Consider the following 16,907-nt stretch of genomic DNA (forward strand, 5'->3'; position numbering starts at 1 on the left):
AGGTTTCTTCGTTTGTTCGCTTATTTGACCCGATTCAATTCGTCGAGCTCGTCGTCTTTGAACGCGACGCCATCGACTTTCACGTTCACTTCCACGACATTCAATCCGGTCATGTTCTCCACCGCTTCGCGAACGTTGTCTTGCAAGACGCGGCACACTTCATGAATAGGAATGCCGTATTGCACAATAATACGCAGATCGATCGCCGCTTCCAACTGGCCAACTTCTACGGATACGCCCTTCTGCACGTTCTTTCCGCTTATCCGTTTGGCAAGCCCTTCGGAGATCCCGCCCGACATAGCGGCGATACCCGGTGTTTCCAGCGCTGCAAGTCCCGCGATGGTGGCGACTACGTCATCTGAAATACGAATAATGCCCGTCTGAAGATCCTCTGTCATGCCACACACTCCTCTTTCGCCTTATGTTACCATTGTAATGGAATAAGGGAGCCTTAAGCAAGCGGCGAGCGGCTGAAATGGAAGAGTTTACATGCAAATCGATTTTGGTTATAGTTTAAAAAGGTTTCCCTAAAACTGGAACGGGGGGTTCGATTATGAACCAAAAATTGTTTTTCACGGCGCTGATTGTTCTATTCCTCCTTAGCGGGGTGAGCCACTATGGACATTGGGGAACGATTCCCGAGTTTATTCTGTCCGCGCTCGCCATCTTGTTCGTAGCCGGCTTCCTCGGCAAAGCGACGGAGAGCGTGGCCCATTACGCCGGCCAACGGCTTGGCGGATTCCTGAATGCGACATTCGGCAACGCCGCCGAACTGATCATCGCGATTTTCCTTGTTCGCGCAGGCGAATTCGAGATGGTCAAAGCTAGTATCACCGGCTCGATTATCGGCAACTTGCTGCTCGTCCTAGGACTTAGCGTCTTGCTTGGCGGTCTGAAATACAAGGAACAGACGTTTAACGTCCAATTGGCCGGGCATAACTCCTCGCTCATGATTTTGGCGGTCATCGCCTTGTTCATTCCGGCGATCTTCGTATCCGCCGAGCATTTCACGATCGATCAAGACCGAACGTTGAGTATCTCGATCGCAGCCATTCTGATCATCGCGTATATCCTGTGGCTTATCTTCTCGATGATTACGCATAAATCCATCTTGGCGGACGAAGAAGTGACGACGCCGGATCACGGCGAAGAACCAGCTTGGTCCAAAACCATGTCGATTGTCTTCCTCGTCGTCGCCACCGCCATGACCGCGCTCGTCAGCGAATGGCTCGTGCATACGCTGGATTCGTTCAGCGAACGGTTCAGCCTCTCCGCCATCTTCGTCGGTGCCTTCCTGATCGCGATCGTCGGCAACGCGGCCGAACACAGCGCCGCCATCTTACTCGCGATGAAAAACAAAATCGGCGCGGCCGTCGAAATTGCCGTGGGCAGCAGTCTTCAGATTGCTTTGTTCGTCGCACCCGTTCTCGTCTTCGTCAGCATGCTGTTCGGGGAGACGATGGACCTCGTCTTCACGACAATCGAACTGGCCGCCATTGGCGTCGCCGTATTCATCGCGACCTCGATCTCGCGGGATGGACGGACGAATTGGTACGAAGGCGCGCTGCTGCTGTTCGTTTACGTCATCCTTGGCTTTGCCTTCTATTTGGTCTAAGCCTAGAAATTTAAAGCCGTTCCGATATGGAACGGCTTTTTGCGTATCAAATAAAAAAGGCAGTCCTTGCGACAAGAGTACTGCAGCTGATGAACTCGCAGTACTCTACACGTCAAGAACTACCCTTTATTGTTCAGCGCCTCGTACAGCACCGCCAAATTCCGCTCGAGCTTGCTGATAATTTCTTTTCCTTCCGCTTCCCCTACCAAGCCGGCGCGAACCGCAAAATCAACTTCGCGCGAAAACCCGTACATCTGGGTGTCCAATACTTCCTCGTACAACGGACATTTGCGCGTCGCCAAGTTTTCCATCTGGACTTCAATCAGCTTTTCGATTTTATAGGCATCTTCCTGAAGGAGATTGAGCGCTTTTTGGTTCAAATGGATAATTACCTCGGATGAAGACATCGTACTCCCCCTTGTGCATGTATTGCTCGCCGTCTTCTATATCTTTTATATTAAACAAAAAGTACCTTTTGCACAAGGACAAAACAAACAAAGCGCCCGGCAGTAGTTCTGCCGAGCGCCGCAATCTGGCGAATTGATTATTCCGAGACGACCGTTACGTTCAGGTTATGCTTCGCGAACACTTCGGCCATTGCGCCTTTCGCTTCATCTGCGTCCGGACCGTGAACATGAAGTTCATATGCATGGTTGCCAACCAAAGTCGTGAACAAACCGAGGATGCTCTTCACATCGATATACTTATTCTCAGCTTGAAGTACGATGGATGACCGGAATTTATTAGCCGTTTGGGAAATGTCTACGATCGCTGCATTATTGGACATGCGAATCCCTCCATGATTAGATACTAAAATTCAAACGCTTTCTTTCACTATACCCTTATTCTGGATTCCGTTCAAGAGGGCCCTGCAATTACTTCAAATTTTCCGGATTCAGCCCTTCTAGCTCCGGAACGACGAAGATACCGTCCTTGCGGATGAGTCGATCGTCAAAGTAGACCTCTCCGCCGCCGTAGTCCGACCGTTGGATGAGCACCAGGTCCCAGTGGACGGCCGAACGATTGCCGTTATCCGTTTCTTCGTACGCTTGGCCTGGCGTAAAATGCAGGCTGCCCGCGATCTTCTCGTCGAACAGGATATCCTTCATCGGATGCAGGATATGCGGATTGAAGCCGAGGCTGAATTCCCCGATATAGCGCGCGCCTTCGTCGGTGTCCAGAATTTCGTTCAACTTGGCCGTATCGTTCGCCGTCGCCTTCACGATTCTGCCATTCTCAAAGGTGAAGGAGACGTTCTCGAACGTAACGCCGGAGTAGACGGATGGCGCATTATATGTAATCGTTCCCTGCACGCTGTCCCGAACCGGGCAGCTGAATACTTCGCCGTCCGGGATATTTCGGTGGCCGGAGCATTTCTTCGCGCCAATGCCGTTGATCGAGAAGGTAAGATCCGTGCCCGGCGCAACGATGCGAACCTTATCGGTCTTGGACATGAGTTCTGCAAGCGGGTCCATCGCTTTGTCCATCTTGGCGTAATCCAGGTTGCACACGTCAAAATAGAAATCCTCGAACGCCTCGGTACTCATATTAGCGAGCTGCGCCATCGATGCATTCGGATAACGGAGTACGACCCACTTCGTGTGTTTGACGCGCTGCTCCGAATGTACCGGGTGACGGTAAAGCTTCTCATAAAGCATCATATTCTCGCCCGGCACGTCGGAGAGTTCGTTGGCATTGTCGCCTGAACGGATCGCGATATATGCTTGCATGTTCTCCATCCGCTTCAGGTCGAAGGATGCCCACAATTCGATTTGTTCTTTCGTCGCGTGCTTCAGCAGCGTGCGGAGAACAGAGCGATCGCTCGTCTCCACGAATGGCCGACCGCCTCGCTTCGCTACTTCTTCGATAAGCAACTTCGCGAGCTCACGCTCCGAGCCGATCATATCAATCAATACATTGTCACCCGGCTGTACGTCAATGGAGTACCCGGCCAGGTTCGATGCGAGTACCTGTAAACGGCTGTCGCGCATAGAAGTCCACATCCTTATCCAACAATTTAACTCCTATATCCTATCACGTTTGAATGCCGGATGCACTTACCTGCGCAGGTCCGGCTTGATCTCCATCGTGAGCTGGCGCGATTCCGAATAGGTCCTGCCTTCTCGCTTATAATGAAGCACCGTATCCTCCGTTAACTTCCCCGGCAGCAGCTTCTTGCGGTCAATAACGAGCCGGTAAGTCGTTTCGACGGACAGCGACTGCAGCATCTCGTTCATCTGCCTGCGCAAGACGCGAATCTCCTCTTCGGTCTTCGGCGGCAGCGTACTTCCTCCGCGGGGGCCGTCCAATCGGCGTACTCCCGAGCGGATCGCGTCATCGAAAGCGGCCTTGAGCGTGCGTACCCACCGTTTGCGCGCTAACTCCGAATCCGCATACATGACAAGCATCGTGGATCGCGCGTCGGACTCCGCCTGCTTCACCTCCGTCCTTCTCGCTTCCGCTTGGACTTGGCTGAGATAAGCCATAGGGTCGCGTACCGTATACTGCTCGACTTGTTTAACCGAAGACGCTTCCAGCCGAATCTGATCGTGGTGTTCGACCTTCCCACCGAAGCGAACGATATCCGTCACGCGTTCTCCGGTCTTCATCCCGCTTTGACCGCTGAAGCGGTATGCGTCGATGCCGGACAATCCCGACACGGATAAACGCAGCAATTCCTTCGGTTCCTTCTCCACAAGCGGCCGCTCGCCGCAAGCCGGCAGCAAGAGCGCCGCAAGCCAAATACCGATCGCCGCCGCGACATATTTTCGGCTATCCCTCATACGCATCGAACCTTTCCTGTCGAATGACTGATCGCACATAGCGTCTGTATCCAGGTGGTTCCTTATGCGGGAATGCGCGCTGCCGCTGAAATGTCCTCATAAAACACAAAAACACGGGCGCTTAGGGCCGTGTTTATCGATGTCTGACTATGAAGCGACAATAATCCGGTTTCTTCCGCTGTTTTTTGCTTCATATAAGGCCATGTCGGCTTTATAGAAAAGCGACTCTACGCTAATTTTTTCATCTTCGAACGTCCATTCCGAAATGCCGCACGATACGGTAACGCTCGGATGCGTCCCCTGTTCCACCCTCGTTCGAATGCGTTCGGCGATGCGGAAAGCCTGCTCGGAACGGATCTGAGGCAAATAGACCGCCAGCTCTTCGCCGCCCCATCTCGCCGCGATATCGCTTTCGCGTATACAGGAGCGAATCACGTCGCTGACGCCGATCAGAATTTGATCGCCGACCAGATGGCCATACGTATCGTTGACCTGCTTGAAATGGTCAATGTCCACGACGACGAGCGAGCCGCAAGGATCTTTGCGCTGTTTCGATTGGATCCGTTCGTTCAAATAATGACGGGCATGCAGTCCGGTCAGATTATCGGTGATGACCATGCGTCTGACCTCGGCATGAAGCGAAGCGTTCGATATGGCAAGTCCGATATGCGTCGTCAATACTTGGAGGAGTTTGTAATTATCATACGAGAAGAAGTTCGGCGACGTGTGAGTCACGATTATGACGCCGACGATCGAAGCGCCGTCCATAATGGGCGCCGCGATAATTGATCGCGATCCGGTCTCGTCCATGAATTTGGAAGCCACCAGTTTTGTGTTCCAGTAATCGGACGTGATGACCGGTTCCTTCGTCCGGTGCACAATGCCGGCGTATCCATAGTCGAGCGGCACCGAATCTTTCATTAGGTAGGGCAAGTTGCTGGCCACATATTGGAAGACATCCTTCTCCCGGTTGAGCTGAAGAACGCAGCAATGATCGGCCTTGAAAATATGCAGCAGCTCGTTCATCGTGAATTCGAAAATCTCGCTCAGCCGCAGCGACTGGTTCAACCGCTTGGTCAGCTCGTTAATCATTTGCAGCTCGGTAATCAGCACGTTGGATTGCTCATACAGCTTCGCGTTCTCGAATGCGGAGCCTGCCGTTGAAGCGATAAGCGTAAAGGCCTTGAACTCAGACTCATCCCAATGTCTGCTGCTGAAACTTACGCCGAGCACGCCGTATACCGCTTGTTTGCCGCTCATCGGGATCGCCAGCCGGACGCAACCGCTCTTCAGTTGATCCTTAAGGGGCACCCCTTCGAGAAAGGCGCGGGAGTATAAATCATCCGGGTCGTTGCGCATGAGCAGCGGTTTGATCCGCGCATCGCCGTTCACGAAATCCTGGGATAGATATAAATTAAAATCCGCATACGGCGTATAGGACTCGATGTAAGCTAAAAGTTCCCTAATCACCGCCGAGACATCATTCTGATCGTGGAGCCGCTTCCCGATTTCCAGCATGGCTTCCCGTCTTGTCGCTTCCGTCTCCGCCGCGTGCTGTTTGTACAACGCCTCTCTCATCCGAATATGATCGAAGCGAGCCTCCAATATAGAACGAAGATGAAAAGCGACGGGCTGGAACGCGCTCTGCTGCTTCGCAGGAAGTTCCACCCACTCCTCCGTCGCGGACCAGACGAGTACGCCTAGCAACTCATCGCCGGAGCGGCTTCTTAACGGCTCGGCCGTGCAAGTTATTCCCTCTTGCCGTCGACCCGTCGCGGCGACTATCGCGGCGATCCTGCTGCGATCCCCCTCCGACTCCAACGTCGCTTGCGTGCAGGCGATTAAGCGACCCTCGGCGTTATAAAGTGCCGCTTGAATCTTCTCTAACCAATAATCGCCGTTCTCGCTTAACCATTGTTCGAAGCTCTCCAGCATGATTTCCGCCGCCGCCGGCGCATCCAGGGACGCCGCTGGCAGAACGGCCGCCTTCATGGACGCCGGCGTATCGCCAAAAGCGCTGGCATCAGCGCGATAATCCTCCGTCCGTCCAGATGGCATCGATTTATTCATATTCGCAGCACCCGCCTGAATATTGTGTCTATGGTTCTATGAGTATCATAGCTTAATTTGGGAAAATGTGCACTAGAATAGTCATATAATACTAGTTGTTCCGCGCAAATTTTAACTAATTAAGGTTATGTTCGCGCAAGGCTTTGTACTTGACAACACCTTTCGGATTTAATAAAATTTATAGATGAATATTGGTTCGGTTTTGTGTCACCCTCACGGAGGCTGTCGCTGTCAGGTCAGCGGCTGAACTTACCTGCCAGATGAACCCGAAGATGGTTCTTCTCGACAGCACTCGGCGAAACTCCAATTTTCGAACATAACTATTGAAAAAGGAGTGTCACGACACATGGCACGCTATACAGGTCCTAAATTTAGATTGAGCCGCCGTCTGGGTATTTCCCTGAGCGGTACTGGCAAAGAATTGAAACGCGCTTTCCCTCCAGGTCAACACGGCCCTAACCAACGCAAAAAGCTGAGCGGTTACGGCGTACAATTGATGGAGAAACAAAAACTGCGCCACATGTACGGCGTAAACGAAAAACCTTTCCGCAACCTGTTCGACAAGGCTGCTAAAATGAAAGGTAAATCCGGCGAAAACTTCATGGTTCTCCTTGAAAGCCGCCTGGACAACCTTGTTTACCGTCTTGGTTTCGCGGCTTCCCGCGCTGGCGCACGTCAGCTCGTTTCCCACGGCCACGTTACCGTAAACGGCAAGAAAGTCGACATCGCTTCCTACTCCGTAGCAGTAGGCGACGTAATCGGTCTTCGCGAGCGCAGCCGCGGTCAGAAGTCGGTTAAAGAAGCACTGGAAGGCCGCAACTTCCTTCCAAACTACCTGGAATTCAACGACGCTGCAGTAGAAGGCAAGTATGTTCGCCTTCCTGAGCGCGCTGAGCTTCCGCAAGAAATCGACGAGAAGCAAATCGTCGAGTTCTACAGCCGTTAATAAGTCTGGGCTGTCCGCCGCATTCGTTCGCGAATGCGGAAGGACAGCCCCTTCTTTATTCTAATTCTAATCGAGGCATCTAATCGCGTTCTTCCTCCGCAGAAGCCCCCGGACTTGGAGCGAGCGGGATAACCGGCGTCTGCTGCGGTGCCGAATGCATCGCCGCCGGCACTCTGCCTTTGGTCAACCCTTGAATAAGCGCGTTCACATCCAGGCCGGAAACATTCTTCAGCATCTCCGGCGCGGTCGCCATCAAGGAGGTGACGTAATTGCTGATTCTCGCGGCGCCTTCCCCATGTCCGGTATCCACCACCGTCAGCTTATTGATGCCTTTGATCGGCTCCGCCACTTTACCGGCGAGCTCCGGCAGCATTTTGACAACGATATCGAGCACGGCCGCCTCGCCGAATTTCTCGAACGCTTGGGCAAGCTTCTCTTTGGCCTCGGCTTCCGCTAACCCGCGCAGCCGGATGACTTCCGCTTCGGCCGTTCCTTTCGCTTTCTCCGCCTCCGCGACCGCAAGCCCTTCCAGCCGTTTCTGCTCCGCATTCGCCCGCGCCTCGGCCTCTATGCGATATTGCAAAGCATCGGCCTCCCGCAACCTTTTCGCTTTGTCCGCCTCGGCGGCCTGCTCGACGGCATAACGTTCCGCGTCCGCCTTCTTCTTCACTTCTGCATCGTATTGTTTCTCGCGGCGCAAAATTTCTTTCGCTTCCAAATCAATCTCGCGCTCCTTCCGAACAAGCTCGACTCGCATTTGCTCTTCCACGACGGATTGTTTGGCCTTTGCTTCTTGAATGGCGTAAGCTTGATCCGCCTCGGCTTTGGCCGTATCCTGCTCCCGTTTAAAAGAGGCGACCTTCAGTTCCTTGTCTTTATCCGCTTCGGCTATGTTGGTATCCCGCAGCAGTTCCGCCTTTTGCCCTTCCTCTTCCGCTCTCGCCTTTTGGATTCTCGCATCGCGAATCGCTTGCGCTTCCGCGATGTCGGCATCCCGCTTCACCGCCGCGATGCGCGGCTTGCCGAGCGCTTCTAAGTACCCGTGCTTATCGCGCACGTCTTTTATCGTGAAGGACACGATCAAGAGCCCCATTTTCTTCAAATCGCGGGCGGCGACGCCCTGCACTTCTTGCGCGAATCTGTCCCGGTTCCGATACACCTCTTCGACCGTCATCGATCCGAGTATCGCGCGTAGATGCCCTTCCAGCACTTCTTGCGCTTCGACCTTCAACGACTCGACTGGCTTGCCCATGAACTGCTCGGCCGCCGTCGCGACATCCTCGATGGAACCGCCGATTTTGATAATCGCGACACCGTCGGCCAATACTGGAACACCTTGTTCCGTATACACTTCCGGCGTGGAGACGTCCAGCTTATGGGAGAGCAACGACAGAAATTCCGCCTGCTGAAAGATTGGAAGAATAAACGCGCCACCGCCGCGCACGATTTTAATCCGACGGCCGGAATCGTCCGATGCCACGTTCGCGCTCCCGAGGAAAGAACCGGTTACGATCATCGCTTCCTCCGGTCCCACGGTCTTGTACCGCGCCCAGAACGCGAGGCCTAACACGACGATAACGCCAACGACGATCGAAGGTATCAATAGATAATCTGGCATGATGAATTTCCACCCTTCTCATTCAAGTTGTCTTCAGTAGGAGATGAACTAGAAATCGACTTTCGATACGAGCAGCGTGCCCTCTTGCGCATTGACCTCGACCACGACGACTTTGGAGCCCGCCGGAATGGATTCTCCCTCGTAACCCGACGCGATATGATGGGTGACCCCTCCGCCGATCTTCAACGTGACTTCTCCGTATCCTCCCGCGGGAACGGGGACCAGCACTTCCGCAAGCGTCCCGGCAAGGTCGCGAATGGAGTACCCGACCGAATTCTCGCTCCTCTCCATCGGCCGGATATAGAGAAAATACAAGCCCGCTGCCGAAACTATCGCAATGAGGATCGCAATCGTAACCGTAGACGCAGGCCCCGTGCCCGCATAGCGGTGCAGAAGAAGCCCCGCGCCCCCGAATACGGTTATGCCGCCGACGATCGCCGTAGGCTGAAACACCTTATGACCGTCCAACGATAGAAAGTCCAGCGCGCCGTCCAGCGCGAGACTAAGCCAATCGCCAAGTATGACGCTAACGAGCGCGAACAAGATTCCACCAGCCAAACAGGACCAGAATAACGCCTCCATATGCCCTCCCGCTAATCCATTTATTTGAAGCGATTCCTGATTTTAATTACGCGCGTTATCCCCGCAAAGTTGCGTATATTCACGAAATATTTTAGCGTTAAAAGAAAAATCGCGAATCGAGAACCCCTACGTTTTCGTTAAAATTCGGCAGCGGTTCCTGATATCCACCGTCGATTTATGCTATAATTACAACTGTTAATCGGAGGAGGAATCGATCTATAGATGGATGAAGACCGTCAGCAGAATGCAAAAGGATACAGCGGATGGCGGACGTTCGGCGTCGTAACGCTCATTACGTTAAAATGGCTATTCATTTTTGGATTATTAATTGGATTACTGGTCGGCGGAGCCTTGACGGGTTATGTCGCCGCCCTTGTCAAAGACGATCCGATCCGTACGCGGGCCGAGATCGAAGCGCAAGTCAACGAGAATGCGATCACCGGCTTTGCTTATTTCAATGACGGGCAAACGCCGATCGGTCAGCTGCGAACCGAAGAAGACCGGCGGTTGATCGAGGAGAAAGATATTCCGCAGCTCATCATCGACGCGGTGCTTGCGACGGAAGACAACAACTTCTACGAGCATATCGGCGTCGACATCAACGGTCTAGGACGCGCGGTCAAGCAGAAGGTGCTGAACGAGGACGTGCAGACCGGCGGCAGTACGCTCACCCAGCAGCTTGCCAGACGCGTGTTTCTGAATTTGGACAAGACGGACAGCCGCAAAGTAAAGGAGATTTTCCTCTCGCTCCGGCTGGAGCGGTTCTTGACCAAACCGCAAATTTTAACGGCTTACTTGAACAAGGTGCCATTCGGTACGGGCGCGAACGGCTATAATTTGTACGGCATTAAAGCCGCCTCCAAAGGCATCTTCAACATTGCCGATCTGAATAAGCTGAATATCGCGCAAGCCGCATACTTGGCGGGTCTCCCGCAGCGGCCGTCGGCATATACAGCGTTCACGAGCAAAGGTACGTTCAACGAGAAGAACTTCAAACTCGCGATGGACCGTCAGAAGATCGTTCTCTCCCGCATGCTGGAGACGAAGCGAATTACGCAAGCGCAGTATGACGAGGCGATCGCTTTCGACATCAAGAGCTCGCTAGCTCCGCTTACGAAGAAAGCCTATTCCACGTTCCCTTATCTCATGCTGGAGACGGAACGACAGGCAGCGGAAATCCTGCTCATGCAGAAGGATCCGAACCTGACTTTGACCGACGTCCGCAAGAAGGAGAACGCGACGCTCGTCGAGGAAGCCCGACAGGAGCTGCTGCGCAACGGATACCGGATTTATACGACGATCGACAAAAAGGTGTACAATCTGATGCACGCGATCGGCAAAAACCCTGACAATTTCTCGCCCGACAGCAAAGAGAAAGGCGTCGAGCAAATTGCCGCGATTATGATCGACCACAAAACCGGCGCGATCCTCGGCATGCTGGAAGGCCGCGATTTCTATGAAGAACAAATGAATCATGCTACGCAAATGACGCGTCAGCCAGGCTCAACCATGAAGCCGATCGCGGCTTATCTGCCGGCGATCGAGAAAGGCCTCGTCCAGCCAGGGAGTATACTGGACGACGCGCCCGTCGTCTTCAAGGATGGCGTCAAAGGGTTCCATATTCCGAAAAACTCGGATAACAAGTATCACGGTCTGGTGACGGCCCGGGAAGCGCTCAACCGGTCGCTCAACCTGCCGGCGCTGAAAGTGTTCAACGATAAGGTCACGATCGCCGAAGCCTGGAATTTCTCGCGAAAGCTCGGGATTACCACGCTCCAGCCGGAAGACGAGTATGCGCAGACCGGCGTTATCGGCGGCCTTAGCGTGGGCGTATCCGTCGAAGAGTTGACCAATGCTTACGGCGCCATCGCCAACAACGGGATATTCAACGACGCTTACATGATCAGCCGCATTACCGATTCGGAAGGTCACACGATCTATGAACACAAACCCAAGCCGCAGCGCGTCTTCTCCGAGCAATCGGCGTTCCTGATGACCGACATGCTCCGTACCGTCATCTCGGACGGCAGCGGCACGGGCCATAGATTAAAGAACGAATACAAAAACTACAAAAAAATCCCGATCGTCGGCAAAACGGGCTCCACCCAGAGCTACGGCGACGTCTGGTTCGAAGGCTTTACCCCTGACGTTACGCTTGGCGTATGGGCTGGTTACGAGAAGCAGATCAATACGCTCTCCAAGGCCGGCCGAGCGCGCGCAAGACAGATCTGGGCTCAAATTATGAACGACGTGACGGAAGCAAGACCCGATCTGTTCCCGACCAAGGAATTCAAGAAACCGGACAATATCGTCAAAGCGACCGTCTCGAGCGTCAGCGGCAAAAAGCCGACGGAATTGACGCGTTCGATGGGCATGTTGGTGACGGATTGGTTCAACAAGCCTTACTTGCCGAAGGAATCGGATGACGCCTTAATCAAGATGGCCTACATTCCGTATAACGGCGTTAACTACGTCCCGCAAGCGACCACGCCATCGGATATGGTTCGCGAGCAAGTCGTGGTGAAACGGGAGAAACCGCTGGATGTCCTTATGGCGGAAATCGAGAAGGCGCAAGCCAAGCTTCCGTCGGACAGCAGACGTCCAATGAGCTTCTACCTGCCCATGGATGCGAAGCTTGACGCGCCGTCCAAGACCGATCCTCGCACGGATGACGGCGTAGCCCCTTCACCGCCGAGCAACGTACGTCTGGAGTTGATACAAGGCAATGGCGCCTTCCGCATCACGTTCGCGGCTTCGCCGGAGAAAGATGTCGTCGGCTATCGATTATATCGCTCTGCGAGCGCGCAAGCCTTCAAACGCAGCGGCACCCCGGTACTGACCGGCGAAGAAACGCGATTCGTCGATTATATTACGGCTGGCGTTCATTACGAATACTACGTCACCGCTGTCGACGTGGGAGGTCATGAGTCTGCTCCAAGCATCATCATCACTTCCAACGGGCAACAAATCGGCGGCCCTCCTTCCGACCCGGCTGACCAAGCAGAGCAAGCAAGCGAGGGGGATGGGGCTATCCTGCCGAATACCGGCAATGGCGCCGTTGATACAGACCCGCCGCAAGCGAAGCCCGTGCCGCCGACCGGTCTGAACGCGATCACGACTTCTCTCGGCGTTCGCATTGAATGGCAGCCGAACCCGGGTGGGGAGCAGGTAACCGCGTACAATGTGTACTATAGTTCGGGAAGCGACGGCAATTACCAGATGCTCGCGACCATTGCGGACACTAAATTCGATTACATCGTCTCCAACGTAACCGGCATGTATTTCGTTACCGCCGTCAATGCGGCTGGAGAATCCGATGGTTCAGCTGCCATAACGGTAGGCACCCTATAACAACAACGAAAAAGCTTCCATCCCGTTCGAGGTATGGAAGCTTTTTGTTATTAACAATTATGGATAATAGCGATTAATCTTCGATTGTCGACAGGTCGCCGGTTGGCAAATTCAATTCCCAAGCCTTGAGTACCCGACGCATAATTTTGCCGCTGCGAGTCTTCGGCAGTTTGTCTTTGAATTCGATCTCGCGCGGCGCCGCATGAGCCGATAAGCCGTCTTTGACGAACTTGGCAATCTCGGCCTTCAGCTCGTCGGATGGACTGAAGCCTTCGCGAAGCGCGATGAATGCTTTGATTATCTCGCCGCGCATCGGATCCGGCTTCCCGATGACGCCTGCTTCGGCGACGGCCGGATGTTCGACGAGCTTGCTTTCCACCTCGAACGGTCCTACACGCTCGCCAGCCGTGTTAATAACATCGTCGATACGGCCTTGGAACCAGAAGTAGCCATCCTCATCCTGATAGGCGGAGTCGCCGGAAATGTACCAGCCCGGAATGCGGAAGTATTCTTCGTACTTCGCCGGATTGTTCCAAATTTGACGCATCATCGAAGGCCATGGCGTCTTAATCGCCAGATTGCCCATCCGGTAAGGAGGAAGCTTGTTGCCGGCGTCGTCGATAATCGCCGCTTCCACGCCCGGCAGCGGCTTGCCCATCGAGCCAGGTTTGATATCCATGCACGGATAGTTGCAGATCAGCTGACCGCCCGTCTCCGTCATCCACCACGTATCGTGTATGCGCTGGTTGTACACCTTTTGACCCCAGCGTACAACTTCCGGGTTAAGCGGCTCGCCAACGCTCAATACATGCCTCAGGCTGCTCAGGTCGTATTGATTCACGACATCGTCGCCAGCGCCCATCAGCATGCGGAATGCGGTTGGCGCGCTGTACCAAACGGTAACTTTATATTTCTGGAGCGTCGTGTACCAGTCCTGCGGGCTGAACCGACCGCCGCGAATGACGTTCGTCGCGCCGTTAAGCCATGGGGCGAAGATGCCATAAGACGTGCCGGTGACCCAACCCGGATCGGCCGTGCACCAATAAATATCGTCCGGCTGCAAGTCAAGTACGACCTTACCCGTGAAGTAGTGCTGAATCATGGCGTTCTGGGCGTGCAGCACGCCTTTCGGCTTGCCCGTCGAACCCGAAGTATAATGGATAATGAGGCCGTCTTCGCGGCCGAGCCACTCGATCTCCGCTTCTTCGGAAGCACCAGCCATGAGGGCATGGTAATTCGCGATTCCCTCTTCTTCGGGCACCTCGTCGCCAACGACGATGATATGCTTCAAATCCGGAAGCTCGCTGCGAAGGATGCGCGGCAGAAGCGCCGGCGTCGTCACAATCGCGACCGCGGCGCTGTCCTGCAGCCTGTCCCGTACGGCGGTTTCCATGAATGCCTCGAACAACGGCCCGACTATCGCGCCGACTTTCAGGATACCGAGCAAACTCGTATAGAGCTCCGGCGTGCGCGGCATAAAAATGAATACCCGCTCGCCTTTGCCGATGCCCAGATCGCGGAGCACGTTCGCGAACTTGTTCGATTGCTTCGAAATTTGTTCGTATGTGTACGTCTCATCGCGTTTCGCATCGCTGTAATATAACGCTATTTTCCCCCCTCTGCCTTGTTCGACATGCCGGTCGACCGCCTCGTAAGCCATGTTCACTTTGCCGGTTTCGTGCCAAGAAAACTGCTGTTCCACCTGCTCGAAATTAAACTGCTTGTACGTTTCTTCGTAACTTGCCATGTTGGAGCCGGAAGCCGATGCCGGAATCCGTTCTTGATGCATGTTTACCATACTCATCATCCTCCCAAACATTATAAAGGCAGTCGCCTGAACGCATCCCCTTGCAGGGACACATCCACTTTGAAGCAGCGAAATTACGCGACTTTTCACGAATTGAGTCGAGCGTTCGCAGAAGAATAAAGAATGCGCTTTCATGATTATACCACAGCTGCTGGTCATTCATCCATTCTTTTCATAAAACCAAAACCGTGTTATAAGTGTAAATAGCAGTTACTTGTCCGATTCGTAACCGGACAAAGTGCGATGAAAGGAGCTATGACAGTTGGAACATCGCAAGGTGATGCATTCGGAGCGTCTCCCCTATCAGAACCGCGACATCATCATCGAAGGTCCGGTACCCGCCGAGGATCTCGCGCGTTACGCGCTTCATCCGGATCTCGACGCATTCCGAAGGCCGCCCGAACAGCATAAAGCGCTCATTGAAATCGCCGAACTGGCTGAAGGACGGATCATAGTCGCCCGCGATGCGGAGACGATCGTCGGTTACGTGACGTTTCACTACCCGGACGAGCTGGAGCGCTGGTCGGAAGGCGGCATGGAAGATCTGATCGAGCTTGGCGCCATTGAGGTGGCGGACAGCTACCGCTCGCTTGGCCTGGGCAAACGGATGATCCGGACGGCGTTCGAGGATGACCAGTTGGAGAATGCCATCGTGTATACGACCGAATATTACTGGCACTGGGATTTGGAAGGCACCAAATTAAACGTATGGGATTATCGTTCGATGATGGAGAAGCTGATGCAGTCCGTCGGGATGGTCTGGTTTGCCACGGACGATCCGGAAATCTGCGCGCATCCGGCCAATTGCTTGATGGTTCGCATAGGCAAGGACGTTCCGCTCTCCTCGGTTGAGCAATTCGACCGCGTCCGATTCCGGCAGCGGTTCATGTATTAATGAGGAGGACGATGGGACGATGACGGCGAATGCCGTATTTATACATCATCCGGGCGCTGCCCGGTACCAATTCCACGACGATCACCCTTTTCACCCCAAACGGCTGCCGCTCGCGGCGGACTTGCTGCGGGAATCCGGCGCGCTGCAAGACGGGCATCTGCTGACGGCCGACAGCATCGACGACAGCGTGTTAGCGTTGGTCCACCGGCAAGATTACATCGATGCGGTACGGGAACTAAGCGCGGCCGCGCCTGCGCCTAGTTGGATCGAACGAGCCGAACGATATGGACTACGGTCCGAAGACACGCCCTTCTTCGAAGGCATGCATGCAGCGGCCGCGGCGATTGCGGGCGGATCGCTCAAAGCCGCAGAGATGGTCGCCTCCGGTCAAGCGCTACATGCTTATCATATGGCCGGCGGACTTCACCATGCCTTCCCCGAGCGAGGCGCCGGCTTCTGCGTCTACAACGATGCCGCCGTGGCAATTGCGGCCGTTCGCCAGAAATACGGGATGCGAATCTTGTACGTCGATACCGATGTGCATCATGGAGACGGCGTGCAATGGGTGTTCTACAACGATCCGGACGTCTGTACGTATTCCATACACGAGACGGGTAAATATTTATTCCCCGGCACGGGCTTTGTCCATGAGCGAGGGAGCGAGCACGGGTTCGGCACAAGCTTCAACATCCCCGTCGAGCCGTATACGGAGGATGAGTCTTGGCTGGAGAGTTTCCGGCTCTCGCTCGAAAAAGTAACCGCTTCCTTTAAGCCGGACATGATCGTTAGCCAGCATGGATGCGATGCCCATGCGCTGGACCCGCTCTCTCATGTTCATTGCAGCATGCGTATCTATCAGGCGATGCCGGCCATTATTCATGAGCTCGCTCACCGCTATTGCGGAGGCCGCTGGGTAGCCATCGGCGGCGGCGGCTATGACATTTGGCGCGTCGTACCGCGAGCATGGTCGCTCGTCTGGATGGAGATGACGAATCACCCCATCAGCGCCAAGCTCGCCGCAGCAGGTCATAATGAGCCTCTTCCGGCTTCCTGGATTGAACGATGGGCTGCCGAGAGCCCGGAGACGTTGCCGACGCACTGGCTTGACGAAGTCGACGGCTGGACGCCGATGCCGCGCCGATCGGAAATTACCGAACGGAATCGCCATACCGTTCAAATCGCGCTGCAGCATCTATAGAACAAAAGAAAGGCTAGCCGACGAACTCGCGAAGAGTCGTCA

14 protein-coding genes are annotated in these 16,907 nt (G+C 54.3%); 5 read left to right on the forward strand and 9 right to left on the reverse strand.

Annotation, left to right across the window (positions count from 1 at the left end):
• Positions 1-20: 20 nt before the first annotated feature.
• Positions 21-398, reverse strand: coding sequence for an Asp23/Gls24 family envelope stress response protein (locus tag BCM02_RS22030; RefSeq protein WP_148931286.1), 378 nt, complete (start codon positions 396-398; stop codon positions 21-23).
• A gap of 155 nt (positions 399-553) precedes the next feature.
• Here BCM02_RS22030 and cax point away from each other — a divergent pair, with 155 nt between their 5' ends.
• On the forward strand, positions 554-1,615 hold the full coding sequence (gene cax, locus BCM02_RS22035; protein ID WP_148931287.1) for a calcium/proton exchanger: 1,062 nt from the start codon (positions 554-556) through the stop codon (positions 1,613-1,615).
• 119 nt (positions 1,616-1,734) lie between these two features.
• On the opposite strand, the gene BCM02_RS22040 is transcribed toward cax, so the two are convergent.
• The 5 genes from BCM02_RS22040 to BCM02_RS22060 form a co-directional block, all read right to left on the reverse strand.
• Positions 1,735-2,022: an Fpa/YlaN family protein gene (locus BCM02_RS22040; RefSeq protein ID WP_148931288.1), complete on the reverse strand. Its 288-nt coding sequence runs from the start codon at positions 2,020-2,022 to the stop codon at positions 1,735-1,737.
• A 137-nt stretch (positions 2,023-2,159) separates the two neighbouring features.
• Positions 2,160-2,402 carry an HPr family phosphocarrier protein gene (locus tag BCM02_RS22045; RefSeq protein WP_148931289.1) on the reverse strand — a complete coding sequence of 81 codons (243 nt, stop codon included), beginning with the start codon at positions 2,400-2,402 and terminating at the stop codon, positions 2,160-2,162.
• An 88-nt stretch (positions 2,403-2,490) separates the two neighbouring features.
• Entirely contained in the window at positions 2,491-3,606 is a 1,116-nt protein-coding gene (locus BCM02_RS22050; RefSeq protein WP_148931290.1) for an aminopeptidase, read from the reverse strand.
• 66 nt (positions 3,607-3,672) lie between these two features.
• On the reverse strand, positions 3,673-4,404 hold the full coding sequence (locus BCM02_RS22055) for a hypothetical protein (RefSeq protein WP_148931291.1): 732 nt from the start codon (positions 4,402-4,404) through the stop codon (positions 3,673-3,675).
• A 141-nt stretch (positions 4,405-4,545) separates the two neighbouring features.
• Positions 4,546-6,468: a sensor domain-containing diguanylate cyclase gene (locus BCM02_RS22060; RefSeq protein WP_148931292.1), complete on the reverse strand. Its 1,923-nt coding sequence runs from the start codon at positions 6,466-6,468 to the stop codon at positions 4,546-4,548.
• Between the two features lie 346 nt (positions 6,469-6,814).
• On the opposite strand from BCM02_RS22060, the gene rpsD reads away from it, so the two are divergent.
• Positions 6,815-7,414: a 30S ribosomal protein S4 gene (gene rpsD, locus BCM02_RS22065; protein ID WP_148931293.1), complete on the forward strand. Its 600-nt coding sequence runs from the start codon at positions 6,815-6,817 to the stop codon at positions 7,412-7,414.
• 79 nt (positions 7,415-7,493) lie between these two features.
• Here rpsD and BCM02_RS22070 read toward each other — a convergent pair whose 3' ends face one another.
• A complete protein-coding gene (locus BCM02_RS22070; protein ID WP_148931294.1) occupies positions 7,494-9,032 on the reverse strand; it encodes a flotillin lipid rafts scaffold protein FloT in 1,539 nt (512 codons plus the stop codon).
• 48 nt (positions 9,033-9,080) lie between these two features.
• Complete coding sequence (locus BCM02_RS22075; RefSeq protein ID WP_148931295.1) at positions 9,081-9,614, reverse strand: NfeD family membrane protein; 534 nt, start codon at positions 9,612-9,614, stop codon at positions 9,081-9,083.
• A 222-nt stretch (positions 9,615-9,836) separates the two neighbouring features.
• Here BCM02_RS22075 and BCM02_RS22080 point away from each other — a divergent pair, with 222 nt between their 5' ends.
• Positions 9,837-12,965 (forward strand): penicillin-binding protein 1A, encoded by a 3,129-nt coding sequence (locus BCM02_RS22080; RefSeq protein ID WP_148931296.1) that lies wholly within the window; start codon positions 9,837-9,839, stop codon positions 12,963-12,965.
• A 73-nt stretch (positions 12,966-13,038) separates the two neighbouring features.
• On the opposite strand, the gene acsA is transcribed toward BCM02_RS22080, so the two are convergent.
• The gene (gene acsA / locus BCM02_RS22085) at positions 13,039-14,763 is read right to left on the reverse strand and encodes an acetate--CoA ligase (protein WP_148931297.1); all 1,725 of its coding nucleotides are present in this window, start codon (positions 14,761-14,763) and stop codon (positions 13,039-13,041) included.
• 271 nt (positions 14,764-15,034) lie between these two features.
• Here acsA and BCM02_RS22090 point away from each other — a divergent pair, with 271 nt between their 5' ends.
• Entirely contained in the window at positions 15,035-15,667 is a 633-nt protein-coding gene (locus BCM02_RS22090) for a GNAT family N-acetyltransferase (RefSeq protein WP_148931298.1), read from the forward strand.
• 19 nt (positions 15,668-15,686) lie between these two features.
• Positions 15,687-16,865 carry an acetoin utilization protein AcuC gene (locus tag BCM02_RS22095; RefSeq protein WP_148931299.1) on the forward strand — a complete coding sequence of 393 codons (1,179 nt, stop codon included), beginning with the start codon at positions 15,687-15,689 and terminating at the stop codon, positions 16,863-16,865.
• Positions 16,866-16,907: the final 42 nt, after the last annotated feature.

The organism is Paenibacillus methanolicus (assembly GCF_008124765.1).
Taxonomy (GTDB): Bacteria; Bacillota; Bacilli; order Paenibacillales; family Paenibacillaceae; genus Paenibacillus_Z; species Paenibacillus_Z methanolicus.

Coding starts and splice junctions, on each gene's coding strand:
- BCM02_RS22030 (WP_148931286.1), bottom strand. CDS start 398: ATGACAGAGGATCTTCAGACGGGCATTATTCGTATTTCAGATGACGTA.
- cax (WP_148931287.1), top strand. CDS start 554: ATGAACCAAAAATTGTTTTTCACGGCGCTGATTGTTCTATTCCTCCTT.
- BCM02_RS22040 (WP_148931288.1), bottom strand. CDS start 2,022: ATGTCTTCATCCGAGGTAATTATCCATTTGAACCAAAAAGCGCTCAAT.
- BCM02_RS22045 (WP_148931289.1), bottom strand. CDS start 2,402: ATGTCCAATAATGCAGCGATCGTAGACATTTCCCAAACGGCTAATAAA.
- BCM02_RS22050 (WP_148931290.1), bottom strand. CDS start 3,606: ATGCGCGACAGCCGTTTACAGGTACTCGCATCGAACCTGGCCGGGTAC.
- BCM02_RS22055 (WP_148931291.1), bottom strand. CDS start 4,404: ATGCGTATGAGGGATAGCCGAAAATATGTCGCGGCGGCGATCGGTATT.
- BCM02_RS22060 (WP_148931292.1), bottom strand. CDS start 6,468: ATGAATAAATCGATGCCATCTGGACGGACGGAGGATTATCGCGCTGAT.
- rpsD (WP_148931293.1), top strand. CDS start 6,815: ATGGCACGCTATACAGGTCCTAAATTTAGATTGAGCCGCCGTCTGGGT.
- BCM02_RS22070 (WP_148931294.1), bottom strand. CDS start 9,032: ATGCCAGATTATCTATTGATACCTTCGATCGTCGTTGGCGTTATCGTC.
- BCM02_RS22075 (WP_148931295.1), bottom strand. CDS start 9,614: ATGGAGGCGTTATTCTGGTCCTGTTTGGCTGGTGGAATCTTGTTCGCG.
- BCM02_RS22080 (WP_148931296.1), top strand. CDS start 9,837: ATGGATGAAGACCGTCAGCAGAATGCAAAAGGATACAGCGGATGGCGG.
- acsA (WP_148931297.1), bottom strand. CDS start 14,763: ATGGTAAACATGCATCAAGAACGGATTCCGGCATCGGCTTCCGGCTCC.
- BCM02_RS22095 (WP_148931299.1), top strand. CDS start 15,687: ATGACGGCGAATGCCGTATTTATACATCATCCGGGCGCTGCCCGGTAC.